At 41.6% G+C, this 26,268-nt stretch carries 20 protein-coding genes; 7 read left to right on the forward strand and 13 right to left on the reverse strand.

Features of this window, described 5'->3' with window-relative positions:
• Positions 1 to 15: 15 nt before the first annotated feature.
• The 4 genes from KNO99_RS00505 to KNO99_RS00520 all read right to left on the reverse strand — a co-directional run bounded on the left by KNO99_RS00505 (position 16) and on the right by KNO99_RS00520 (position 4,199).
• The gene (locus KNO99_RS00505; protein WP_214744329.1) at positions 16 to 1,170 is read right to left on the reverse strand and encodes a glycosyltransferase family 4 protein; all 1,155 of its coding nucleotides are present in this window, start codon (positions 1,168 to 1,170) and stop codon (positions 16 to 18) included.
• Positions 1,171 to 1,182: 12 nt separating this feature from the next.
• Positions 1,183 to 2,235: a glycosyltransferase family 2 protein gene (locus tag KNO99_RS00510; RefSeq protein ID WP_214744331.1), complete on the reverse strand. Its 1,053-nt coding sequence runs from the start codon at positions 2,233 to 2,235 to the stop codon at positions 1,183 to 1,185.
• 210 nt (positions 2,236 to 2,445) lie between these two features.
• On the reverse strand, positions 2,446 to 3,357 hold the full coding sequence (locus KNO99_RS00515; RefSeq protein WP_214744333.1) for an NAD(P)-dependent oxidoreductase: 912 nt from the start codon (positions 3,355 to 3,357) through the stop codon (positions 2,446 to 2,448).
• Positions 3,354 to 4,199, reverse strand: coding sequence for an aldolase/citrate lyase family protein (locus KNO99_RS00520; RefSeq protein ID WP_214744335.1), 846 nt, complete (start codon positions 4,197 to 4,199; stop codon positions 3,354 to 3,356). The genes KNO99_RS00515 and KNO99_RS00520 overlap by 4 nt, the downstream gene beginning before the upstream one ends.
• A gap of 226 nt (positions 4,200 to 4,425) precedes the next feature.
• Here KNO99_RS00520 and KNO99_RS00525 point away from each other — a divergent pair, with 226 nt between their 5' ends.
• The 6 genes from KNO99_RS00525 to KNO99_RS00550 all read left to right on the forward strand — a co-directional run bounded on the left by KNO99_RS00525 (position 4,426) and on the right by KNO99_RS00550 (position 12,331).
• The gene (locus KNO99_RS00525; RefSeq protein WP_214744337.1) at positions 4,426 to 5,073 is read left to right on the forward strand and encodes an acetyltransferase; all 648 of its coding nucleotides are present in this window, start codon (positions 4,426 to 4,428) and stop codon (positions 5,071 to 5,073) included.
• A gap of 360 nt (positions 5,074 to 5,433) precedes the next feature.
• Entirely contained in the window at positions 5,434 to 6,504 is a 1,071-nt protein-coding gene (locus KNO99_RS00530; protein ID WP_214744339.1) for a glycosyl hydrolase lipoprotein, read from the forward strand.
• Entirely contained in the window at positions 6,485 to 7,342 is an 858-nt protein-coding gene (locus KNO99_RS00535) for a GGDEF domain-containing protein (protein ID WP_214744341.1), read from the forward strand. The genes KNO99_RS00530 and KNO99_RS00535 overlap by 20 nt, the downstream gene beginning before the upstream one ends.
• A complete protein-coding gene (locus KNO99_RS00540) occupies positions 7,332 to 9,023 on the forward strand; it encodes a DUF2334 domain-containing protein (RefSeq protein WP_214744343.1) in 1,692 nt (563 codons plus the stop codon). The genes KNO99_RS00535 and KNO99_RS00540 overlap by 11 nt, the downstream gene beginning before the upstream one ends.
• Before the next feature lie 2 nt (positions 9,024 to 9,025).
• Positions 9,026 to 10,273, forward strand: coding sequence for a glycosyltransferase family 2 protein (locus KNO99_RS00545; protein WP_214744345.1), 1,248 nt, complete (start codon positions 9,026 to 9,028; stop codon positions 10,271 to 10,273).
• 12 nt (positions 10,274 to 10,285) lie between these two features.
• On the forward strand, positions 10,286 to 12,331 hold the full coding sequence (locus KNO99_RS00550; RefSeq protein WP_214744347.1) for a cellulose biosynthesis cyclic di-GMP-binding regulatory protein BcsB: 2,046 nt from the start codon (positions 10,286 to 10,288) through the stop codon (positions 12,329 to 12,331).
• Positions 12,332 to 12,478: 147 nt separating this feature from the next.
• Here the strand turns inward: KNO99_RS00550 and KNO99_RS00555 are convergent, their stop codons facing one another.
• Positions 12,479 to 13,582: a transglutaminase domain-containing protein gene (locus KNO99_RS00555; protein WP_214744349.1), complete on the reverse strand. Its 1,104-nt coding sequence runs from the start codon at positions 13,580 to 13,582 to the stop codon at positions 12,479 to 12,481.
• Positions 13,583 to 14,018: 436 nt separating this feature from the next.
• Here KNO99_RS00555 and KNO99_RS00560 point away from each other — a divergent pair, with 436 nt between their 5' ends.
• The gene (locus KNO99_RS00560; protein ID WP_214744351.1) at positions 14,019 to 15,362 is read left to right on the forward strand and encodes a PDDEXK-like family protein; all 1,344 of its coding nucleotides are present in this window, start codon (positions 14,019 to 14,021) and stop codon (positions 15,360 to 15,362) included.
• Positions 15,363 to 15,409: 47 nt separating this feature from the next.
• Here the strand turns inward: KNO99_RS00560 and KNO99_RS00565 are convergent, their stop codons facing one another.
• The 8 genes from KNO99_RS00565 to KNO99_RS00600 form a co-directional block, all read right to left on the reverse strand.
• Complete coding sequence (locus KNO99_RS00565; protein ID WP_214744353.1) at positions 15,410 to 15,931, reverse strand: DUF1643 domain-containing protein; 522 nt, start codon at positions 15,929 to 15,931, stop codon at positions 15,410 to 15,412.
• 148 nt (positions 15,932 to 16,079) lie between these two features.
• The gene (locus tag KNO99_RS00570) at positions 16,080 to 16,943 is read right to left on the reverse strand and encodes a hypothetical protein (RefSeq protein WP_214744354.1); all 864 of its coding nucleotides are present in this window, start codon (positions 16,941 to 16,943) and stop codon (positions 16,080 to 16,082) included.
• On the reverse strand, positions 16,940 to 17,260 hold the full coding sequence (locus KNO99_RS00575; RefSeq protein WP_214744356.1) for a hypothetical protein: 321 nt from the start codon (positions 17,258 to 17,260) through the stop codon (positions 16,940 to 16,942). The genes KNO99_RS00570 and KNO99_RS00575 overlap by 4 nt, the downstream gene beginning before the upstream one ends.
• Positions 17,241 to 18,017 carry a hypothetical protein gene (locus tag KNO99_RS00580; protein WP_214744358.1) on the reverse strand — a complete coding sequence of 259 codons (777 nt, stop codon included), beginning with the start codon at positions 18,015 to 18,017 and terminating at the stop codon, positions 17,241 to 17,243. The genes KNO99_RS00575 and KNO99_RS00580 overlap by 20 nt, the downstream gene beginning before the upstream one ends.
• Complete coding sequence (locus KNO99_RS00585) at positions 18,014 to 20,410, reverse strand: dynamin family protein (protein WP_214744360.1); 2,397 nt, start codon at positions 20,408 to 20,410, stop codon at positions 18,014 to 18,016. The genes KNO99_RS00580 and KNO99_RS00585 overlap by 4 nt, the downstream gene beginning before the upstream one ends.
• On the reverse strand, positions 20,383 to 22,596 hold the full coding sequence (locus KNO99_RS00590; RefSeq protein WP_214744362.1) for a dynamin family protein: 2,214 nt from the start codon (positions 22,594 to 22,596) through the stop codon (positions 20,383 to 20,385). The genes KNO99_RS00585 and KNO99_RS00590 overlap by 28 nt, the downstream gene beginning before the upstream one ends.
• Positions 22,589 to 24,670, reverse strand: coding sequence for a dynamin family protein (locus KNO99_RS00595; RefSeq protein ID WP_214744364.1), 2,082 nt, complete (start codon positions 24,668 to 24,670; stop codon positions 22,589 to 22,591). The genes KNO99_RS00590 and KNO99_RS00595 overlap by 8 nt, the downstream gene beginning before the upstream one ends.
• Positions 24,671 to 25,384: 714 nt before the next feature.
• Complete coding sequence (locus KNO99_RS00600; protein ID WP_214744366.1) at positions 25,385 to 25,678, reverse strand: hypothetical protein; 294 nt, start codon at positions 25,676 to 25,678, stop codon at positions 25,385 to 25,387.
• Between the last annotated feature and the right edge of the window lie 590 nt (positions 25,679 to 26,268).

Consider the following 26,268-nt stretch of genomic DNA (forward strand, 5'->3'; position numbering starts at 1 on the left):
CGTTTCCTCCTTTTGTTATGCAGGTGGTGAATTGAATTTTTGATAAATCCGACGCATTTCAGACTGTGATTGATTGATATCAAACGATTTGACCAATTCACTATTATGAAGTCCCATTTTTCGAGAGAGTTGAAAATCAAGTTGCATCGTACGAATCGCTCGGGCAAATCCAGTCACATCATTCGGGGCACACTTATAACCCGTGACGCCTTCGATTGAGTAATCATTGATTCCATGCACATTTGATGTGATCAACGGTAACCCTGCCGCCATTGCTTCCAACGCCGCCATACCCAATCCCTCTCTCTTTGAAGGGAAAACGAAGCAGTCAGAGGCTTTCATCACCTCAAAAACATCTTCTCGAAATCCTAGCAAATGAACGTGATTGGTTAGATTCAATTCTCTAATGATTTCCTCGATCCGCTTCCGATTCTCTCCTGTTCCGGCAATCATATAATGTAACGTCGGTTCTTGGAGCGTGGCAATCGCCCGAATAATGGTCTCGTGATTTTTGTTCTCGTTTAGTTCACCGACCGATAGTAAAACAAAATCTGACTCTTCAAATCCTCCCAACTCTTGTCGTTTCTTCGGACGATCAATCACGGTTTCTTCAATGCGCTTTGTATCCACTCCAATGCCAGGAATCCGAAATGTTTGTGAGGTTTTAAATGTTTTGGCTCGTGAGTAATCTTCTTCATTAATGGTAACGAGCGTATCCGTCATACGTGCAAGTGTTCGTTCGACCGGATAATATAACATCCAATTTAATGAGGGGCTTCCCTTAAAGAAGTGAAAACCATGCGCAGTGTACATACAAGGTGTATGAGTTTGTCTTGCGACGAGGCGTCCAATCACGCCACCAATCGGAGAGTGACAGTGAATGAAATGATACGATGTGGATGTCATAACCTCTTTTAGCTGTTGGTAAGCTCGAACGTGCGCATTCATTTTTTTTATGTCACGTTCGAAGTCAATTTGAAATAGCCGAACACCTTGTTGTTGCAAATTCTTTTTGATGTTTGCAATCTTATCTTCAGAGTACATGCTCCCCCACTCAAAATTCGTGGCAACGTCCACGTTGTAGCCCATCTCTTGCAGCATACGAATATTATCACGATTGAAACTTTCAATCATGGATACGACAGAAGCCACCATTAGAACACGTTTCATCTCATTCCCTCCTCACACGCGTTTTCTCAAATAGTTGACGCCGCGCAACATGAAAACGAGAGGAATCGTTCTTTCTCGTTTGCAAAACTCAAAGAAAGTTCGCCATTTCAAATCAAAATAATGTAAATCCATGTGGGCGTACGCTTTTTTATACTCATCTCGACGAAGAACGTCTTTCAGCGTGTTTGCTTTTAGACGCAGTGATTTAGAAGAAGCCATTTCATTAATTCCGATACCAATCATGCTTAAGGCAATTCGGTTATTTAATGCTTCTTTGTACTCTTCACCGAGTTGATGAACTTCAATATAATTCATTAAAATATGAAAGAAGTGAACACGAGATGCAATCAAGTCTCGTTTATATGCACTTGACATGGACTGTTGATCTGTTTTTCGATAATGATAAAGAGGATAGTTAATATAAACGAAGCGTTCACAATGTTCTAATGCTTCGATTTGAAAGTATAAATCGCTAAATGTTCCATACGGACCGTTCCCAAATTTCAAATGTTTGATTAAATCACGATGATATAAAGTAAAACAATTCGAATTAAGTGCATCTACATTTTCTGGGTGTGCCAATTCCTCCCCGATTAATCCGAACAAGCGACGATGTACGAATTGTCTTGTTTCTTCTTTGTCGTAGGATAAATAGTTAGCGTTAAAAATCTGTTTTGGTAAAGAACGTTCACCATACTCACGCACGTAAGTTCCCATCACGGCGTCAGCACGCTCCCGTTCTGCATATTCGACAAGTGTCTGAATCGCTTCTAATTCAATCCAGTCATCACTGTCAATAAACATGAAGTATTCACCTGCTCCAGACTTTAGACCGCGAGTCCGGCTAAACGCACAACCACGATTGGTTTGATCCATAATCCGTAGCCGCTTATCATCGTATTCCATCAGGATATCTAAACTACGATCGTTACTACCATCGTTGATACAAATGATTTCGAGATGTGGGTAAGTTTGGTTGATTAAACTGTCGATACATTGCCGAATGTATTGTTCTGCGTTATAAACTGGAACAACCACACTAACAAGTGGCATTGAATGCACCATCTACTCTTCACTCCTCTAAGTTGTAAATTCTAGTTGTCATGTAGAAAAAACACATTCACAAGCTATGTTATATCTCATTCTTCCCATTCAACATTTTCCATAAATACGAATTGAAATGAGTAGCGAATAATTTTTTAGTGAATTATCATAAGGGCTCCTTTTGAAGCGGCACAACAAAAAAACAGACCGAAAGTTTCGGTCTGTTCGTCGTCATGTGGTAGATGGTTGTTCATTCTGTAGATTTGCGAGCACGTTCTGGAAGAGTCGGTTGTTCACCTGATCCGATACGTAGGAGTTGTGTGGCGTGAGACTCACCCACGCAAACTCATACAACGGATGACTCGGTTGAATCGGCTCCGTTTCGAACACGTCGAGCGCGACGCCGAAGAATTTGCCTTCTCGGAGCGTCTCGACAAGTGCATCCTCGTCGATGATCGCCCCGCGCGCCACATTGATGAGGATTGCATCTTCTTTCATCGCCGCAAGCGCATCCCGATCGATGAGGTGATACGTCTCGTCCTTGAGCGGTAACGCCAAAATGACGACGTCGCTCTCTTTCAACACGTCTTGGAGTTCGTCCAATAACACATAACGATCGACAAACGGTACGTCTTTTTCACGGTGCCCGACACCAATCAGATGCATATCAAATGCACGCAGTCGTTTGGCGATTGCCTCACTGACGTTGCCGACACCGAGTAGCGTGACCGTCTTGCCCGTCAGTTCAAGTAACCGTCGTTCTTTTTCCCATTGTCGGTTTTGTTGCTTCTCCCGAAACGCGGCCCCATGTTTCATAAAGTCGAGCAATTGCCAGACGACCCATTCCGCCATCGGCACGGCATATGTATCGCCGGCGTTATAGACGCGAATTCCTTTTTCTTTCAAGGCTTGAACGGGTAAACGGTCAAGGCCGGCACTCACTGCTTGAACGACCTGCAATCGTGGAAAATCTTCAAGCGCCCGATATGCAAACACGTTTTGGCAGACGAGCACCTCCACTTCAGATACATCTCGTTCTTGAATGTCTGACTCTTTTTCAAGAATGGTGACGTTGTGGCCTAACTGTTCAAGTCGTGCTTGTTGGTCGAGGGATAGACGCATCCCTGTCACCCATACGTTCATGACAACATTCCTTTCTGTTGTTGTATTTCTGATGTGATGGCTTGAACCTCGTCGACGAGCCGTAGACGATTTTGTTCAAACCACTCCACAGGCATCGTTTCGAGTTGTTGCTCATATGCCCTAATTCTCCATACCCCTTCTTGGAACGATTGAGCCTGCTGTGACGACACTTTTGTCGCATTTCCGATATGACAGAAACTCCGAGACAAAATGACGCACGACGAACCGAGGCGGACATGCTCTGGAATGATTCGCTCGGCAGGCACCCGCCCCTCCCCGATTCGGGCGATCCCACCGAAGCCATACGGAATACCAGCATCACGGATTTGCGTGACAATCGTTTCGACGAGTCCATTCGTGAGCGGTTCAAACAGAAACGCCTGACCATAACTCAAATGAAGATCGTTCAGTCCGATATGAATTGAATCGATTCCGTGTAAACGTAATACGTCCGGCATGCACGCGACCGCTTCTTTCGTCTCACAGAGAAGACAAACTTTGACGCGCCCCCCGACCATTTCGATAAATGTCTCCACTTCAGCTACCGTTTTATAATATGGCAACATCAACATGTCCGCACCACGAAAAATCGCTTCGTTTATTTCGAAACGTGACCCTGCATGAATCGGATTGATGCGGACGAGCAACATCGAATGTTTCAAGACCGAACGGATGCGACTGATATCGTGCATCGAATGTCTTGAAATGACCGTGTCGAGATGCCCCTGTCGTTCTGATTTTCCGTTCAGCTCTAAATCTATAAAAATTAAGTCGACTCCATTCTGTTCGGCCAAAAGTGCTACTTCTGGCTGATTGGTGATATACATGAATGCCAAGGACATCGTCACATCCCCCTTTAAAAAATCACTACGATTTGAAATTAGCCATCACCAAAAACAATGAAACAGAAAAGAATAGCATCTTTTTGCAACGTACATGGCTTCTGACTATCGTACAGAAATCATGCTCGAAACTTCTTTTCCGTTTTGTTTGAAATCAAGAGAATCGGCAATAATGTCATTACAGACAAAATCTTTCGACAAGTTTCGGCAAAGGGGTGACTTCCAAATGGAATGGGTTGTTGTTTTCGGGGCGGGTGGTCACGCACAAGTACTAATCGATATCTTGGAATTAATGGGGATTTACAAAATAGCTGGAATATATGACGACCATCCCGAATTAGTCGGGAAATTCATTTATGGTTACCCCATACTCGGTATGATTGGTGCAAGTACTGTCATTCGACAGGGGATTATTGGCATCGGTGATAATGATCAACGTGCCTCGATTGCGAAGCGAATAAACGAGAAAATGCCAAACTTTGAATTCATATCCGCCGTTCATCCTAGCGCTATCATCGGAAAAAACGTAACCATTGGTCCAGGTGTCGCTGTGATGGCCGGAAGTGTCGTCAATCCGAACACACGACTCGACGCACACAGCGTCGTCAACACGATGTCTTCTGTCGACCATGATTGTCACCTCGCTCCATTTTCATCCATTGCACCTGGTGCTCACCTTGGTGGCAATGTTCGTCTCGGCGAACGCTCTTTCATCGGAATGGGCGCGACAGTCATCCATAATATTCACATCGGATCCGATACGGTTGTCGGGGCTGGCGCGACGGTCGTTTCCAATCTGCCGAGCCAAGTGATTGCTTACGGTACGCCCGCAAAAGTGACACGTCGACGAGAAGTTCGAGAGAAATATTTATAAAACTGCAGAAGAAAGTTAGAAACACCTCGTAAAATTTGGATTTCCTATCCGAATTTTACGAGGTGTTTCTATGCTTCAATTCCTATACACTAAAAAAGTTGATAAAAGATTTTTTATCGTCCTAAATTCTATTTTTCTCTTAATTTTTTCAAATTAAACACCGATATACCGATATATATAGTAATGATTTTTTAACTACTGCCCGTACAAATGATCGAATGATTTATGTATTGACATTCAATCATGAAAAATAAATTCTAATCATATATGGATTCTAGAATAGGATAGACCTTTCATGTAACGAATTACTGGTTGTTTACCGGATTCCATGACTTACGATAAGTTGATAAGGAGATCTTCATGCGATATCTCGTTTTTGCCTCACTTTCATGTCTTTTTTTATTATCTGGTTGTTTCACCGATGAACCAAAACCGTCCAAAGAGTATAACAGTCAATTCCCAACTGAATTGTTTATTCGAAAACATTTAATGACGGACAAAAGTTTGATTCAAACAGATATCACCAATCGGGATCATGAATTTTTGTCTGAGTCCCTCGGGCTTTATTTACTATTTTTAGTTCAACAAAAACGTGAAGACGAATTTGCCCAGCAAGTCGATGTGCTCGAACACTATTTTTTGGATGACTCCAATCTAGTCAGTTGGCGACTCGAACAAAGCGATGACACGCTCACCCAAAGTCCAGCCAATGCATGGATTGATGATGCTCGAATCGTTCATGCTTTATATCAGGCAGCAGATGTATTTGACGAGATGTCATACGCCGTCTTAGCCAAACGCATCGCCGAACCACTGACGACCTATGCAGTGAAGGACGGGCTTCCCGTCGATTATATCAATCGGTCTACAAATGAAACAGGTGATGTGTTGACCCTTAGTTATTTAGATGAATCCGCACTCAGCCTTATGTCATCATCAAGTAATTTATACGAAAATAGTAAGAAACTACTTGAAAATGCGCCTTTGAGCGATCCATTCTTTGCAAAGTCCTATTCCATTCCTGAGAAAACATATCAATTCGATGATGAAATCAATATGATTGACCAACTTTATGTCGCTCTTCGTTATGAACAATTCGGATTATCAACAAACTCTTTCTATATGTTTTTTAAAGATGCCTTTAATCAAGGTCCGGTGTTTGGTCGGTACGACCGAATGACAAAAGAACGAATTGTTGATTATGAATCTCAAGCCGTCTATGCGTTAGCTGTTTTTTATTTACTCGAACGCGACGAGCGTGAGTTCGCGGAAGAAGTGATGGAACGTCTACAGTCCTCGATGGTCTCAGATTCTTCATCTGAATATTTCGGAGGGTATCTTGACATCTCAACAAAAGAGACGCACTCATTTGATAACTTATTACCATTACTAGCAGAAGGGGGACTTGAGAATGGATACCTCATTCCGTAAAACAAGTCTGATTAGTGTACAAATCGGTTTATTGCTCTTTGCCGTCGCCGTATTGTTTATGTATGTGCCCGATTTAGGGAAAGTGCAAAACGAGGGAATGATGCTTATCGCTCTAGCCATATGTATTAGTTTGTTTGCAGGAATGCGAGCTGGTTTATTCACTACCTTATTAATCTTATTCCTTTTCGGAAGTCTTTATTTTTGGAATATCTTCTTTCGTCCGGGTGACCAAACCTTCCTTTTTTCAGAAGCCACTCTCTTCTACTATGGACTTTGGCTTATCGGACTCGTGATTTTGAGCGGAAGCATCTACGAGCGAATCAACCAATTGAGTCAATCCAATATCGCATTACTCGAAAAAGTCAGGCGCCTCGTCGCAATCGATGATGAGACCGGACTCGACAATGCCGATCGTTTCGAATTAGAGCTTCAATTAGAAATTGACCGGACAAATCGTCATGGTGAATCGTTCACCGTTCTTTTATACAAAATTGATCATTTATCGGATTTTAAAGGATTGTATGGAGCAGAAGAATCGACTCGGTTCTTAACATTTTTCAGTGAGCGGTTACATCAATCCACACGAACGACAGATAAAAAATTTCGATTGTCCACTGAAGAGTTCGCTCTTATTTTGCCGTATGCTTCAGAAGAACATATGGAAATTATTTTGAACCGCTTCAGAAAAATGATTGGGGACTATCACATTTCGAACGGGAAAACCGTCTCATTCACGAATCATATTGCCCATTATACCGTCACAAACAAATCTGGCGTTGAATCACCAAAGGACGTTTTGGGTCTCATGCGAAACGAGTTGAAGAGCTATGCGCTATAAAGTAATCTTCTTTTTATTCGCGATATTTTGTATGCCACAACTGGTTCACGCACAAAATTCTCACGTTACAATCATTTATAGTTCTCAATCGAACGATATACCGCCAGAAGTATATAAATTGGATGCGCTCATTTCTCGTTTTTCTGAAAATATTGATATCGTTCGCGATACAGAAGTAATGACAAATTCGCTTAGTAAGACGAGTCATCTTTTCTACTACGGTGTAAATCCTTCTTCAATCCCTGAGTCGACTCTTGAGCAAATCAATCAGTCCAATATTCCACTCTATGGCATTGGTTACAATGTCGATCAACTCAATGTATTCAAGCAACTTGAGGCAATACGCATTCAGGGTGTCTCGAAGTTTCATCAAGCGCGAACGGATACGAATTTAACCTTTGAGTTAGCTGACACTGTTTTTTCGGTAAATCAGGATGATTCAATCGTACATGCGAGTTTGATTGAAAAAAATACGAAACGGCCGTTGATCATCCAAACAGGTACTCATTTTTATTCGGGAGCCTATAACCTCTTGAACCGTTCTTCCCTACTCGTGGCAGACAGTTTATATGACTTTTTTAAGGTCAAAGCAAAAGATGAACATCTTGGCTATCTTCGATTAGAAGATATTAATCCGAGTACAGACCCGGTGCTTCTCGAGAAGGTCGGTAATTACTTGTTAAATCGTGATATCCCGATTCTGTTAGCCGTGATCGCCGTGTATGTCGATCCCGATAGCGGACAAAATGTGCACTATACCGACCGTCCGAAACTGCTACAAGTAATCAATCGACTCGAAGAACGCGGTGCTACAGTGATTTCTCATGGATACACCCACCAATATCGTTCTTCTGAGACAGGAGAAGGGTTTGAATTTTGGGATGTCGAAAACAATCAACCGGTTCTCGTACCTTCAAATGAGACGCCACCGATATTAAAGCAACAAGAAGCGTTCAGTAACGACCATGACTATAAACAGTACATGAAAACGGTCCTTGAAGGAGAAACGAACTACATTCGCTCGAAGTTGACCCGCTCTATTCATGAGCTCGTCTCTCTTGACCTGCATCCCTTAGGTTTTGAAGCACCCCACTACACGATGTCGCACTCTGGCTATAAATTGGCATCGGAGCAATTTTCTAATATTTTCGGGCAAGTGCAGTGGAGTAACACCGACTGGGAAGTCATGGGAACCACGCCTTACATCTCAAAACCCACTCTGTTACATGGAATGACGCTGTATCCAGAAACGATTGGATATGTGCGTACCGACCTGCCTAGACCTGTTGAGGAAATGCGTCGAGCACGTGATGAGATGATGATTGTCCGAGAGTCGATGATTGGTGGGTTTTACCACCCTTATATCGGAACGGAGCACTTACCCGCTCTCGTGAATATGATGGAATCGACTCCTGGTTTCCGATGGTTCGATTTGCGTGAGCAAGATGAGCAGGTGAGCACGGCAGATGTACGGATCACAAGTGTGGATGGCACCCTCACATTGCGGGATGACCGTTCTCAAGTAATCAATCAACTAAAGCCATATCTCCCGACATCATTTCTTGAACGCTCACTTTTGGCACTCGCCCTCATTACGCTAGTAGCAGTCCTTACTTTTTTAACGTATACACTTTACTTGCGCACGCAACGTAAAAAACGACTCTTCAAGGAGCGTGGGTAATCATGGCAAACATCCTCTTCTTATTTTCACTCGTCATGATTTGGGTGATGCTTTTATACCATATGTTTTTAATGCAAGGTGGGTTTTGGCACTTCATGACGTTTCGAAACCCTATCCCGGAATGGTCAAAGCATATGCAAGACTTGCCCAAAGTATCTGTTTTGATTCCGGCACATAATGAAGCTGTTGTGGTAGCCGCGACGTTACGAGCAATGTCTCGAATCGCCTACCCGCATGACAAACTCGAAGTCATATTAATCAATGACAACTCGTCAGATCGAACGGGCGAAATCGCTCAACAGTTCGCTGACAAGTACGCCTTTATCCATGTCGTACAAACGTCACCCGCATATGCCGAACGAGGAAAATCATCTGCCCTTAACTATGGATTAACTCAGTCCTCAGGAGATGTGATTGTTGTCTATGATGCTGATAACACACCGGAAAAAGACAGTGTTTATCACTTAGTCATGGGATTGTTGAATGACCCGAAAGCCGGAGCGGTCGTAGGGAAATTCCGAGTGACAAATGCGTATGAGACACTTCTCACTCGCTTGATCAACATTGAAACGATTTGTTTTCAGTGGATGGCTCAAGCTGGACGATGGAAATGGTTCAATATCGCTACAATCCCTGGAACAAACTTCGCAATCCGTCGCTCAATCATCGAAGAGTTAGGTGGATGGGATGAAGCTGCACTTGCGGAAGATACAGAGCTGACCATTCGTGTTTATGAGCTCGGGTGGCATATTCGCTTCTTCCCTGCCGCCATCACGTGGGAACAGGAGCCCCAGACACTTAACGTTTGGTGGAAACAACGCACACGATGGGCTCGTGGCAATCAGTATGTCGTACTAAAATTCATGAGTCAGCTTTTTTCATTGAAACGAAAAAAAATCGTTTTCGACATTATTTACTTCTTCTTCACTTACTTCCTGTTCTTCTTTGGAGTCATTCTCTCGAACAGTTTATTCATCATTAATCTATTTATCGATATTGGTCTTGAAGTTGGAAACATCACACTCATCTTATGGATTCTCGCCTTTTTGCTATTTGTGACCGAGGTATTTGTCACACTCAGTATCGAGCGTTCTGAATTCAACGTACAAAACTTTTTCACCGTGATTTTGATGTACTTCACGTATAGTCAACTTTGGATTTTACTTGTCATTTATTCACTCTATCTTGAAACAAAACGTATAGTATTCAATCAAGAAGTCAAATGGTACAAAACAGACCGATTCGACTAAGAGGAGCACACTATGAAACCTTATATGCCATATTTACTAAGTACGTTTTTAATTTTCTCGACAACTTCTGCTCAAGCTGCCAGCAGTATCCGTTCATCCCTTCCAATCGAATCAAAAAGCGATGCTGGGGAACGCCTGCTGACAACAAATGATGATGTGTTGCCCGGAGAAACTTCTTCCCGGACTTATACATACACGATGGTGGGTGACGAGAAGGCCGGTTCAGCGAAATACTTGTCACTTGATTGGGTCCATTCTGAATTATTGATTGCGCCGTCAGCCCTTACAATTGATATTGATGGTGAACCATTGAAATCGGTAGCGTTGACGAAGAAGACGTCACAAGGAAATGTGAAGGTACCTCTTCAAAATCAACACTTAACAAAAGGTACACATGAAGTGACGGTCCGATTCACAGGAATCATCGAAGGTCGGATGTGTGATACCGGGAATACATCAGGAAGTTGGTTAACCGTTCGTCCGTCTAGTTTTGTTTCAGTCGGAAATAAGGCTGAACTATCCTTAAACGATTATCCGAATCCATTCACACAGACGACAAACCAAAAGTTGACCGTTGTTCTTCCAAGTTCACCTAAAATAGACTCATTGGAAGCAGGTCTTCTCCTATACAGACAGTTAAAAGGTGATGCAACCGACCCAGATCATGTGTCGCTTCAATATGAAGAGCAGTTAAAATCATTAGATGGTCGCTATATTTTCATCGGTCAAACGGACTCCTTCAATGGTCCTGTCAAAGATTTCATCAAAGAATTAAAGACACTCCCGAAAGATGAAGAAGTTTTGTTTGAACAAGCCCGTCTTGTAAGTGATGGAAAATCCGCTGATGCGATGTTTGTACTCGCTGAGAAGGCTGATGCTTTTGAAGGAACATTAGACCATCTATTGCTCGTCCAACAACGTCAGCAACTAAACGGGGAACAATTGACATTAACGAGCGCACCATCCATCCCAAAGATCGGAGATACGATTAATTTACGTGCGCTTGGTGCTGCGGATTTAATGTTGAGCGGGAGTCAAGCCGTTAGTCCGAACTACTTTTATCCGTTACCTGTTATCGATAAACAATCTGTGGTTGAGCTCGATGTACGTTTCAAAGCCTCAGAAAATTTAGTAGTGGAACGAGAAGGTGCCCTCGCACCTGAATTGATTGCATGGGTAAATGGTATTCCTCACTCAATCCCATTAACAGACATGGAGACAGATGATGAATGGCAACATCACGTCATCCGTGTTGATGCTTCGACACTTAAAAAAGCAACGTTCTTAGACGTATCATTTGAGGCAAATGGATTGCGCTCAGAGGCACCATGTAACGCAAGTGATTTAGATCGTTGGATTTTCGTTTCGAGTGACAGTCAAGTCACGTTACCCGTGAACAACGGACAGGCAAATAACGAGGTCTTTTTAAATATGGCCAGCCTCTTCACGATGGATTCTGGCATCGTGTTCGTCGTTCCGGATGAAGCGAACGAGAAATCATTAAAAAATATGGCAGATGTCATGAGCGGCTTACCGATCACACCTTTGACAGCACAAGTCGAATTCGTTCGTTCTAGCGAAGTGACTGAAGAAATGGTGAGCAATCGCTCAATTTTCTTCATTGGAAATCCAGAGGAAAGCCCTTTGTTCAATGAACAAAAAGAAAATTGGATTGTCACGAAGGACAAGCAAATTGATTTGGCGCAGTATGGCTTTATTCCAGAAACGTCTTCCGAATTTGCTTGGATTCAACCCTCTCCATGGAACGAGGACAAGGCGATGATTGTTGTTTCCACCAAAGATGCAATCGACCCGAACTTGATTCAAACACTTGCTTTTCCGAGCGAGACGTTTAGTGTGGCGGTAAAAAACCAGAATGGATCTATTTTTACGAATAGCTCGAGTGTGGCTAGTGAGAACTCAAATGCAAATGCGACATCCGATGAACAATCATCGATTTCTGTCGATTCGAAATGGTACTTCGTCGGATTCATCGTGTTAATTGGATTGATTATCATCATCCTACTCTATATGCGACGCAATAAGAGAACCTCTTGATGATGAGAGCATCTTTTTCACAAAATCATGAATTCCATACAAGACGAATTGGTCACCTGATGTGACCAATTCCCGAGTAGTCAAAGGACCGATTGAGAGATCGGTCCTTTTCGTATGTAAAAAAACGAAAGGAATCACCTTTCGCTCTCACAATTGAATATTTTGCGTGGCTGTCACCGGATAACGACCGAATGCCCACGTATGGTCTGCGCGAAGCGTTGCGTCTGAGACGAGGAAGTAATCGAGTCGCCCGTTCCCAGGCTGGTTCGGGACCGGGTCGTTCCACGTCGTATCGAGATGGTACCATTCGTTGTTCACACGGACGAGGTTCCACGCATGAAGACCATTTGCGACTTCCCCAGAAATATAACGTGCTTCGATGCCTGCCGCCTCCAACAATAAGAGCGTCGTCAGCGCATAGCCTTCACACACCCCTTCCCCGTTGAACAAAATCGAATACGGCGTATATGGACTTGCCAGACTATCTAGATTATAGGCAGTGTGCGAGACGACGTAGTCGTTCACGTATTTGACCTTCCCGACCTCGTCCAAATCACGCGGCATGTCGCGAATCACTTTGCTCACGCGTTCTTGTACTTGTGCGGCCTCGGAAGCCGTCATGTCGTAGTTCAGTTTCATCTGCAAGTTGGAGACGCCATTCTGCTCAATCCATTTCGATTCTCCTCCACGCGAGAGGCGATACACATAGATGTGATGTCGCTCAATCCATTCCCACGCCGCATCCATCGTCTGTTGCATGTCTCCCGTATCCCCTGTATATGGAATCGAGAACGTCTCATCGAAGCGGGTCATATGATAGGCGATAGCCGTCCCGAGCGTTTCGGCTGAATCAATTTCGTATGGGAGTTTGAACGACTTCCCGAGCACGGTTGTCTCACTTTCGACGTGTTGTGGACCAAACCAGTTCGCCACGTCAAACGACTTCGTTTCTTGCGCGACGATATTCCCACTCACGCTGGCAATTCCGAAAAAGATTATCGCAAGTGCCCATCTTCCGACAAGAGCCAAGGAAGACAACCATCCATATTTCAACACACGATTCAGCTCATCGTTGACGGCTTGCTCGAGTTGATGACGCTTCATTAAGTTTCTTCCGTTGAGCTGAAAGACGACACCGCGATAAATGGGATCGAGTATGTCAAACTGACGCCCAGGATGATGCTTCGCAGCACGTAACGCATGACGGGCCGAGAATAAGCCGGCACGTAAGCGCGTGTGAATCCGAAACATCTGAAAAGCGCGCACTCCTAACAGACAACCCAAAGGTAAACAAATCAACAGCAAAGCCATTCCAATCATCATAGAACTCATACATCCACCCTCATAACAGTAGTCACTTCCATTTTCATCAAAAAACAATAGAAAAATGATATTAACCAAAAGACTTAAATTTCAAACGATTAAATTTTCATATACATTTTTTTACTCACAGCGTATAGGATTTCATCTAATCGTTTTAAAAACAGATTCATCATTATTGAACCGAGTTCATTCGTCAACATCGAAAATGATTATCTTCCTAGCTAACACAACCAATTATTCATTATGTAATAACGATATGTACGTATGGTTACCACGAACATTTTATAACCACGTTCATTATTTCCTCTACTTCCTACATACTTTTATTGTTTACTTGTCTCATCAATGATTTTAGGAGGAACATATGTCTTACTCACTCGATACCATCTTACAACTTGAAAACTCGACCGAATTCAATCGTCTTCATCAGCAGTTCCATCAATTCAACCCACTCAAAGTGCTCCGTGTCGATCAATACGAAATCCGTCACTCGAACGTGCTCGCCTGGCTATTCGACCCAAACGAGAATCACCGCCTCGGTAGCTTCTTTTTGCGGAAAATCCTCATGAATCTTGTCACGAAAGCAGAAAATGAGGAGAAGATTGATGAATTTGATTATTTGGCGTTTCTGCACACACCACTTTCCGATGCAATCGTACATCGGGAGTGGTCAACGAATGGAAACGGCGCCATCGACTTATTAATTGAAATCCCGTCTTTGAATATCATCCTGCTCATCGAAAACAAATTTCACTCTGCTGAATCGAACAATCAACTAGAACGATATTTAAACAGTGTGATGACGCGCTATCCAGGTTGGGATATCCTTCCTGTATTTTTGACCCTATCTGGGGAGTCACCGTCACACGATGCGTATTGGATGCTGGCATACGAAGATGTTTTGCAAATCATTCATCAAGAACTTGAACTCAATAAAGAGACAATTGCCGATAGCATTTACGACTTTTTAAGTTTTTATGTGGCACTCCTCGAGGAACAATTAGTCGAAGATGAAGATACGATGCAGATGGCGATGACACTCTATCAAAACTATGCATCTGCTATTCATTTGATTTGCGCAAATGCCTATCGAGATACGCATCGTCAAAAACAAATTGAATTACGGACAGCCGTGGATACGCTTAACGAATTATCTTCTTCTCAGCGCGACCACCTGACGAAAATTTATTCGAAGAAACGCAAAACGATTGACTACATCTTTAAAATTGGGAGCAATGTCATGTACCAAGCATTTCGACTATTTGCGGACCGCTTTACACTACCGGAACATTTACATCGCCCACACGCAAAAGTACCGAATTATGTTCCTTCATCGTGGGCTCCTTTTTTAGAAAACATAGGTCCACTTGAAAGTCCGTATTGGCGTGGATATGGATTAATTATTTGGTTCTCACGAGAATGGAATCAAGACTTGAAAGTTCACGTAGAAGTAGGACCGATTGACTATCCAGAGCGCTTGCGACTGCTTAGCGCCCTGCAGGAACAAAATGTATCATTCCGTCCTTCAGGTATGCTTGAAGGAAAAAAATATACGAAGATTTACGTTTCGAATACACACGTTGAGGACTGGACAGATCCTGTCTGCGTGGAACGAGCGATGACTTCACTCGTGACGACAGATTCTTTTAAAGAGTTTGAAACCATTGTTTTGAATACATTGAATTCACTTTACTCACATGCACAATAATCTTTTCAAAAAGCACCTGCTCATTTAATGAGATGAGCAGGTGCTACTTATGTTTCTAGAGCTTTCTGATAAATCACGGGTATTAGATCACCCCTTAAAAACAGTGGATGTTTCGGATAGTTACCTCTGACCGTTCGTTCTAGGCAATAGCTATCGTGTTCGCGCAATAAATGAAGGGTCTCTTGAATTCGTCTCGTCTTGAGAGGACTTGGGAGAGCTTGTCCCCACGCAACAATGACTTGTTCCGATTCGCGTACCATTTCTAAAATATGATGGTCGTTCTCTGGACCAACTGGATCATCAATATTCTTTAGTGCGGTTGGATCTGTAGAAATGTAAGCAAATAAATTCGCTACTTTTATGCCATCGTAACCCCATTTTTTTGCATAACTTATACATTTACGAAGAGTCGGATCAGGTCGGGTTTGATTTCCGACACTAGGATTTAACATGATGAATGTAACGTAGCGCCCCCCATCATTCCACTCACACGTAAATTGATATCGATACTTTTTTGATTCGTCAATCAATGCATGAACACGATAAGATAAATCCCAATTGCCGCTCACCTTACCATCTCCTTTTCCTATTATTAGCATGATTATACACTAATAAAATGTATAATTTTTTAATAATTTGTAACTGAAGTGAATGACTAAATATTAACAACAAGACCAGTCTGTTTTGCCTCAGGCAATTTGAACTGATCTTGTTGTTTTATGCATCTATTTTTTGATACCGTTTCAACTTCTCAATTAGTCCTTCTTGAACCTGTAGAGCTTCTTGTCTTTCGACAGCTCGTGATTCTGATAATTCATCTACAATCTCAGATAACTTTACAATGCCTTCATGGAATAAGCGCATCCGATCTTCGAAATGGTTCGACATCGCTTCCAACTGTTCTTGAGAAGAACTAAATGCCTCATGCGACTCCTCGACATGCTCATTTACAGTATTGAGTTCTTCCTGTATATCTTGCAGCAATAAATTTTGATTCTTTACTAACCGAGACAGTTTCGTACCAAATTCTGATTGACTCTCTGTATGTGTTCGTTGCGTCTCGAGTTGATGTTGCATACTCGAATGCATTCGTTCTAATTGTTCGATTTGCGTATGTAATGTAGTAGACAAACGCTCCATACTTTCTGTGATCAACACTTGGCGTTGTTCCTCTCGTTTCGCCTGCTCTGTATTAACACGTTGCCATTCTTCTTGAATGAGTGTAAAACGATTCTCCTGCTCAAGGTGTTGCTGACGGTTGATTGTGAAAAACTCATCCATTTTCAAAAACCATTCTGCTTGATGACCATTCATAAGTGCGAACAATTCGGTTTGAGACTGTTGCGATTGGTGCGACAGAACGTTCTGCCAGTTGTTAAGCTCGCTCACAAGAGCTTGTTGATTCTCAGAAGTTTGTTTTTTTGACTCTTCAAACATGTTAAAGAGTGTCTGACCGACTGCGAAAATCGCTAACGAGAATACGCCAATCAACGTCCATTTCACCCAATCTGTCGTTTGTGTGATGGCCGCGAGCGAACCTGCTGCAATCGCCATGGTGACCGATAGTTGATAGTTCTTCATTTCAAATCCTCCAATTTCACTTCCTCATGCCATTCAGGAAGTGTTTCATAAAAAAGTTGCATGGTGTCTTTCGATACTTTTTGACCCATAGCATGTTCGAGTGTTGTCCATTTTTCTAAGGCTACTTTTGGATAAATTGTTTCTAGAAAAATGGTCGCGACATCATCTAGTCGTTTCGTTCGTTCCACAACAGACAACGCTTCTAACGTTTCGCAAAATTGTCGCCAATCTTCCAGACAATCTGGTCGATATCTCGTTAGAAACTGTGATAGATTACTTTCGATTTTTCGACAGTTCTCATCCAGCAAATGAATCATTCAGACTCCCCCATTTCTTTAACACTTGTAACCACTGAGCCACATCCCGCTTTCCATACAAATCAAGCGTTCCAATTTGCTCTAGTTGAATTAAGCGTTTGACCACTTGTTGAAAATAAGGCCGGGGAGGATAGCCATAGTAGAGCCAAGTCTCGTTCAACATATCCATCCCAATGTTCAACCACTCGGTTTGCCATTCTTTATAAGAAACATCCTTTGTCTCAAGGCGAAGACCCGCATGCTTCAAAAAGGATAAAGCGATTGGAGGTACTGATTGATGAAATAATGAAGGGTTTCTCTTCAGCAAATCGGAAAAAGTAAAGGTGTCAAAGGAAACTTGATGAATCCACGACCACATGTCTCCTTTTAAAACAATATCTTTTGAAATGACGGTGTGACATTGTCTACGATCGAGCAAAGGCTTCATCCATATTTCCAATCGATCCCCTATGACGACGCTGACAGTATGATCCGCCCTAAACGATATATGATGTAAATCGTTCGGATGAACATATTCCACGTCATAGAAATTCGTCAACGTAAATGTCGAGTCTTCTAGAATCGGAAATGGACCAGACGAGGTGACGGATATTTTAAACAATTCAGTGACAAGTCGCGGCTCTCCGACGACAAACAACTTCGTTCTTTGAAACGTGTAGGTGGGTGTCGGTTCATTGCTCAACGCTTGCCAGTACGAATATTCAGAAGTGAGACGGGCAGCATCAATCTGCTGCCCGAGCATCGTCATACACTTCATTTTTGCAAAATCTCCGTTTTCAATTGTGCAATGTAGGCAATTTGACGTTCAATGTTTGCCTCTGATGCATCAAATTCAACTCGTTCAGTTGATTCCTCATTTTTTAGTTTCGTGAGACGTTCTTCCCATTCACCTAATTCTTCACGATAATGCCGCGGTAATTCTTCTTCCATCACTCGTTGAATGTTGAGCGTCTCAAGTTGTAACCATTGTTCGAATGCTTCACCCTCTTCTCGAATGAGCCTGTCTACCGTTCCTTCTACTTGTTCTTGGATGTGCTGTGTTTCAGCCTTTTTCATTGCCTCGATTTCTTCTCGTTCTAACTGTTGAAGCTGTCGTTCGCGTTCGTCTTGTAAATACTGTCGCTTCTGATCGATTTTTTGTTTAAGTGTTTCTTTTTCGCCAGCCTCGCGTAGCATCTCATCTAACAATTCTTGTTTTTTCGTGAAGGCGTGCAACACTTGTTGACGCTCTGCGTAGAAGCGAGCTTGATGCTCGTAATCAATACGCATATCTTGTTGCCGATCGGCATCCATCGATTTACCAATTCGAACAGCAACCGTTTCTAGTGGACTCGTAATTTGATCGAGCGCTTTCCACATCGAGACCTCTTTCTTAGTAGAACGTTTTTCAGTCTCCACTACTGCAGTTTGCGCAATGATTGTTAACATCTCTTTCCTTCTACGTTTCGCCGCTTCTTTTGGATTTTCTTGTTCATTTTCAGAGCTCTCGTCTTGACGCTGTTCTTGATTTTGTTCTTGATTTTGTTCTTGCTCATTTTTCTCTTGTTCTTTGTTTTGTTGGTCTTTCGCCATTTTTCCAGTTGTTTGCTTTACGCCTTCAGTAATTGCAACTTTCCCTGCAACTTTCCCACCTGCTTGCGCTCCCGCACTGACCCCTTGTGTCAGTACAGCCAATGCAACCGCAGCACCAATATCAGCGACACGACCCACCATTTTCAAAGTATTTTCCATCTTATGAGGATTAAATGATTCATCAACGACGTAAACGGGCTCATACGGTTGATGCAAGATATCTTGTAATTTTTCAAGTTCATCACGCAAGATTTGAACGGTTTCTGCAGAAGAATCCGATTCCACGATAGCAATCTCAGCTAATTTTGCTTCATGCTCTTCCACCATACGTTGACGCCGTTCATCATAAGCTTGTTGGAACTCATCAAACGACCACGCATTAAAGCTAACCGTCACGTCTCCCTCAATCGGTTGTAACGTATAACGAATCCCACTTAACAATCCATCTAACTCACGCTTCACGGAGTCATGGACATTTCTGCGCAGCTCGATCAGTACTTCTTGAGCGACATTTTCATCGAGCTTCGTCATCAATTGAGATTCCAATTGATTCTGTGCCCATTCAAGCTGTTCTTCGATTATTTCTTTCATCTTTTTGTAAGTTTGTTTCAATGATTCGTGAAATTGAGATAATTCGATTTCCACTTGTTCATTCAGTTGATTTTTTTGAAGGTGAACCCGCTCCATCGCTTCTTGTAACTGTTCACCTGTCTCATCTGCACTAAGCTTTTGAAGATATAAGTCTTGTTCTAAACGTACGGCCACTTGATCCAACCAATGAATCATCGCATGTACGAAACGACTTTCTTTAAGTGCGTGCGTATTGGTCACTAAATCAGGAATCAACTGTTCGGTCACTTGTGACAAACCGGCACCAGTTTTCGCGCTGACAGCAACAAGTGGATAATACTTGCCGAGCTCTTCAACTAATTGATTCGTCGTATGCTCCATGACTTCTTGAAGCGATGTTTCCGATAAGTGATCGATTTTGTTGATGACAAAATACAAATTTGGTTGATACGGGATCAACTGTTTTAAATATAGAATGTCTTCCGCCGTAAGTCCTTGCCATGACATCACATAAATGGCCGCATCACAACGGAGCATCGCTTCTTCAGTCATGCTAATGTGATGGGCATACTTTGTATTGCGTCCTGGTGTATCGACGAGCTGTAGCGTCGGCTGATTCGCAAGTTCAGAAGTAGCAATGTGAATGGATATCCAGTTTTTCTGTGTACCACTCGCCACATACTGAGAAAATTCTTCTGAACTGACGAATTCAATCTCGCCATCCGTTGTCGTAGCATGAATCTCCGGTTCGCCATAACCGATGGTCGTCAAGATTGTCGTTGACTCATTCGTATGGGTAGGAAGAAGCGATTTCCCGATGATTCGGTTTAGAAGTTCTGATTTCCCGACACTAAATGACCCAAATACGCCGACTCGAACCGTTTGGTCTTGTAAAGAGCCAAACAGAGAGGCAAATTCTTTTTCCTCACGTTCCAATAAACCGAGCTCTTGCTGCACCGTTTCCATGAGGGATTCATTGATTAAGGTAGAAGTACGTTCAATTTGCATTCTTGTAACCTCTCTTTCGCTTGTTCTAAATCTACAGATACACGACTTAATTGTTGTTGAATTCGTTCTTTTTCCTCTGCTGACTCGTTCATCATCTTTTCCATCACGGTTTGTTCTTCGCGGAGACTTGCTAGCAACTCATCTTGAGCCTCTAAATGTAAATCAATTTCTCGTCTTGCCACTTGAAGCGTGTCACATTCTTCGAAAAACGTTTCAAACTCATCACGCTGTCGTCTTCCGTTACTCTTAATTTGTTTGATGACTCGACGTACTTCTTTTGTCACCATTTTTTTATCCGCTTCATTTTGTTCTTTCATCTGTTCGAAACGAATCCGTTTCTTTTCTCTTTCGAGTTCTTCTTTTGCTTTTCTCCACTCTTCCATTGACTCGAATCGACTAACCCCTTCGATGAGACCATCTGTGTTGTCATGGTGACGAGCTGTCAATTCTCGAAGCGCTCTTCGTAATTCATCTTGTTGCTCAATCAAACGTTCATACTCCTTATTTTCAACCCACATCTTATTTACTTTATCCGATAGAATCACACGCGTTCGAATGACCGTTTTTTCAATCCGTTTTGGATTTTGTCCCAGTAATAGTGCGTTGCTCTCTAATTCTTGTTGCAAAAGTTTACGTTCCATCTCATAGTGATGATTCTTTTCACTCTTTATCCCTTTAACTCTTCTAAGTTCAATCAATTGTTGGTAGTCTTCATCCATATCTTTCAGTTTTTCCTCAATATCCTCGAGCTCAATTTGAGAAGTCACATGTGCATCAACTTGTCGCTGCTTCACTTTTAAAGAAACAGGCATTGATGAAATGGCTACCTCTTCTTTAAATTGAAGATCAAATTGCTCGACATACTCATCCATTTCACGCTTCAACGTTTTGGATAGCTTCTTCAAAGATTGCTGGAATAATTGCTCGAGTTGGGCAGTATGTTGTTCTAGATCTTCTTCGATGTCCTCTAAGTCCCCAATCCATTCAATCTGATTCAGTGAATCAATCAATTCATTTTCGAGTTGAATGACACTTGTGTTTAAGTCTTCCACACTTTTTTCGATGGACGTGTCGAACGTCTTCTTAATCTCTCTGACTTGTTGATTTAATTCGGTTCGCCGAACGTCGTAACGAAGTTTGAGCAAATCGAACTGTTTCGCCATTTCTTCGACATCAATGGATTGATTCAACACATCCTCAATTTTGTGAAGCAAGCCACCCATGCGTTTATAGTACTGCTCCAAATCAAAGAAAGGAGACTGCAAGGCATCTCTCGTCTGCTCACCGTCAAACAAGTAATGTTCTAACTTCTCTTCGAACATCTCAAAACGTGAGGCAGTACGTAAGTCTTCGACCGACCAATCTACAAACTTATCGGGTTCGACAGTTGCATCATGGGCTTTCAATGCCTGAAGGGCACTGACCGGATAAACTTGGGCCAATGGCACATTACAATATTCGTTTTGACGCAATGCGGTTTCAAGTGATCGAACGACTTCTTCAATCTCATTTTTCGGAATGCCGTCTAACCGGTTTGCGACAAAGAAAATGCGGTCGATCGAATCCGACAGGTCTTTCAAAAACTCAAACTCTGTCCGTTTTCCAGGTTGCTCCATGTTAAAGAGTAAGATGCTCGCCTGAGACGTCCGAATCTTTTCCTTTGTGATACGCTCGTGTTCAGGGTTGAGGGCCTGTAACCCCGGTGTATCGACAAGAACAACACCGTTTTGGAGATAAGGGGAGTCGATAAATAAATCAACATGTCGAATGGCGTGTGATACATCCAACAACTTACTCATCTCAGTCACATATTGATCGAGTTGGTCAAAAGACACCTCTTCTTCTTTACCGTCATAGTAGTGCACGATGGCACATTCATGACCCGGACCTTCCGTCTGGTGACGGATGAAGTTGATGGTTGCCGTCGTTGGCGTGACACGTGACGGCAACACTTCCTTCTGCAACAAAGCGTTAATAAAGGTGGATTTACCCGTCGAGAATTCTCCGACGACAACGATTTCAAAGCGTTGTTGCAAAAACTGTTTTTCTTGTTGCTGTAGGAGTTCTATCCAATCTTGTAACTCGGTGTAATCAGGAAATACGGATAATGTTTCTTCTGCTGTCTGTTTGGCTTCTGTAAAGAGTTGAGTAATCGCATCAAGTTGTTGAGTAAATTCTTTACGCATGAGTTTCTCCTTTATAGCGAGTCACGTGAAGGTGTTGAAGTGTCTTCGCTTTTTCTTGGTTAATGTATTTCTTAAAATTAATTGTGAATTGTCGTAGCGCTTTAGCCATCGCTTCATTCGTATCTTCTAGCGCGTCGACGATTGTTGCATGAACTTCATCTGCTTGTTCATCCATAAATTGAGTGTCCGAAGAACTGAAACGAAGCAATTCTTGAATCTCTTGAATGGTGTTCGTCTCATAGTCGTCTATTTTCTTTTCGTGAAGCCGAATCTCTTCCTCTAGCCTCACTAATTCTTCTTCCGCTTCTTTCATTTGCTTGGCGGATTGCTCCATTACTTGTTGAAGTGTCTGATCATGTTGTTGTTTCAACTGTTCATACCTTTCCGACCACTCATCGCGAGCCGTCGAATCTCTATGCACAGTGCGCTCTTTAAATAACAGCCACTTCCGTTTTACTTCGACGTTCCTTTCGACTTCAGGCATCTTGCCAAGCGATTGAATCTCAAGCTTCCAATCTGCACCAATGTCTGTAACTTTTGTGTCACGCTGTTTAGGCAGTTCCTTGAGCTTTTGATCCGCACGTTTAGATGAGTTGATTAACCTCGTACGCTTCGATTTGAACTGTTTCATCTCTTTTGTTCGGTTTTCAATCATTTGCATTAAATCTAGCTTTTCATTCAGTTGAATATTGCTCTTCAACTCAACTTTGGCAACATCCCAGTCTACCTTGTGTTCTAAGTCGAACACTTCCATCGCTTGAAAGAAGCGAGCAAGTTCATCTTCAATATCTACACGACGTCGGTCCACATGATTTGTAAACATGGAATGAACTTCTTCATTCCATTGTTTGAGTAAAGATAGACATTCATCTTGATACGTCTGATATTCAGCCATAACACTTTGAAATTTCGAGCGTTCTAAATGCTTATCACTTTCTCGTCGAAAAGTTTTTCGGAATTGTCGCTCCTCTTTATTCTTTTTCATTTGGACTTCTTTCAGTTGAAGAATTAACTGTTCATCAGCTGAGTCTGAATCAAATGTGATATCTGCTAGCAAGTTCGTTCCATGTGTTTCGATGTGATCGTAGCTCTCAATAATCAATTGTCGAAGTCGTGCCTCACGTAATTGACGCTCTTTTTCCTGTTCTATCGATAAAGACTGATTCACACTTTCGTACGATTCAATACGCAGCATCACTTCTTCGTACGCATGTCGCAGACTGTTTAGTTCCGAGCTTTCATAGGTTTTTGTCTCCATGTAGGTAGCGAGGGTCTGTTCGAGGTGTAAAAGTCCGGATTCAGCAAGCAGCTTGTCATTCCCCGAGTGTTTAGCTTCCATCGCCTGAAGCGATGCTACCGGAAATATAGCTGGGATATCCGAACAGTATGTGGCTAACCTTTTTTCCATTGCCACTTTCACGTCTTGCCATTGTGTCTCGCTAATCGTGTCATAACGGGTTCCGACAAGAATGACATGTTTGCCTTGTTGGAGAAAGCGTTGAATCAATTCATCATCGACCACATCAATTCCTCGGGGTGCCTGAAACAGGTAAAGCACCGTCGCTGAAGAAAATAAAATGTCCTCCGTCGTCTCGAATGCTTCAATCGTTCGTGAGTTCGCACCAGGAGTGTCCACTAAAATCAAATCATCATTGAGAAACGGAACATCGAGATAAAGATCCACATAACGTGGTTCTAAGGATACAGAAGACTCTTTTTGAAAAGTCGTATACTTTTCAATCTTCTCTGGATCCATTCGTCCTTCTTCAATGATTTCTCCATTAGCAGCAACAGTTTTAAAAGTGGGGAGTTGTCCATTCTGTATAGCAAAGATTCGAGTAATCGTTTTTGTCGTTTCGTTCGTGTGTGCTTTTAAGTATGTATGACCGAGCAATGCGTTGAGCAAAGCTGATTTTCCTGCACTAAACTGACCGACGGCAAGAATTTGGCTTCTTGTATGCTCAAAGTGTTCTTGAAGATGTTGAATATCGTTTGCAAGGAATGGATCATCTGCATATAAAGAAATCCATTCCTCAAGTGATTGTTTCATTTGCTCTTTACTTAATAATTCCAAGCATAACCCTCCTTGTTCCTCAGTTGTTATTATAAGGAATTTAACAAGGCTAGGGTTTACTTTTTTTGTTAATGGTCAATAAAATAGTGATTCTTCATAATTAATTGATAATTATTCTAGTTTTAAAAAAAGAGATTGGCTAAATAAGCATATGTTCTCAGAATTCTTGATTAACTAACCAAAAAGCAAAAAAAAAAACTACCATTTTGTCAAATTGGTAGTCTAGACTAATCTAAATTATTGAAATATTGCACATAATCTTAGGAACGAAGGCTTAAGAACGAACACTTTTAAAATCATTTGTAATGAAGGTATTTTTGTATGTTCAATAACGAATATTCAAACGAATTGAAATCGAGAGTAGCTTAAGACAAACTAAATGTTCAATGGAGGATTAAAAAAATCATGGAGAAATACGAATTCTAAATTAAGTGCATGATAATTAAATAATCTTGAAAAGAATTATTTCTGAAAATTGTTAAGCCTTTAAGACTTTTAAGAATTTCCACTACTTCAAACTTATTTTCTTAAGAGCATACAAGTTTTACGAACGGGTTAAACACAATTATTTTTTTATAACTAAGAACGTATTTAATGAAAATCAGACTGCCTAAAACCGTTAAAATACGGGAATCAAGCAGCCTGATCAAGATCTTCTAAGTATGACTTATATCGCTATAGGTCAATCTATAAATATTGTTTTTTGTTTCAGGATTAATCGTCAAAATTTCTAGTTTCTAGATATTCTTCATACTCTTTCTCACTATCAACGAAATCTGGCATTTGACTCTCATCGCATCCCTCGCAATAGTATATTTTATCGCCGTATTCGTCTTCATATTCTTTGGAAATTTCAAATTCAATATACTGTTCACAGTCGTCGCAACGGACTATATCTTTTCTTTTCAAGTGTATTCCTAAACATTTTTCACAAATTTCGGAATTTGATGCGTCATCGATATACACTAAGAATTCTACATTAGTTTTGCATTCTTCACACACTTTCATAGCATAGCCCCCTTGAGTCTAGAGTTTTCCAGTTTCTAGATACTTCATTAGTTCCAAATCTGTGTTAAAGGCTGACAGTTCCATAGAGGAATTAGAATTGTTTCTTCTCTTATTAATTTGCGCTATAAGTTTATCATCGCATTTTTGTTTATGAACAATAAAACCTGCAATATATTCACCACTAAAACTTTTTTCAATAACTATTAACGCATTTTGTTTGTCATGAATCCGAAAGCCACAACTATAACATATGAAATTATTCATTTAGTTCACTCCTCCGAAAGATAAATCCAGTGAAATCTCTAATCCTTCTTCAAATTGAAACGCAGTGCTACAATTATAAAGTTCTCACCACACTATACTAAGTTTAGTCTTTCATATTCTCTTACATTGATATAAATTTCTACAGCAGAACAGTTGATAATAATAGAAATCACTCGGCGTTATTCACTTTTAAAATGCGACTCTCTGAGGAAATAATACTACACATAAGATATTTTTGATACTTTTCTATTAAATATATCAAAAAAAAATAACTTTTTATAAAAAAGTCGTTATTATATAGATGTGTATTAAATAAAATTGTTACG

Origin of the sequence: Exiguobacterium sp. s189 (assembly GCF_018617615.1) — a bacterium.
Taxonomy (GTDB): domain Bacteria; phylum Bacillota; class Bacilli; order Exiguobacteriales; family Exiguobacteriaceae; genus Exiguobacterium; species Exiguobacterium aestuarii_A.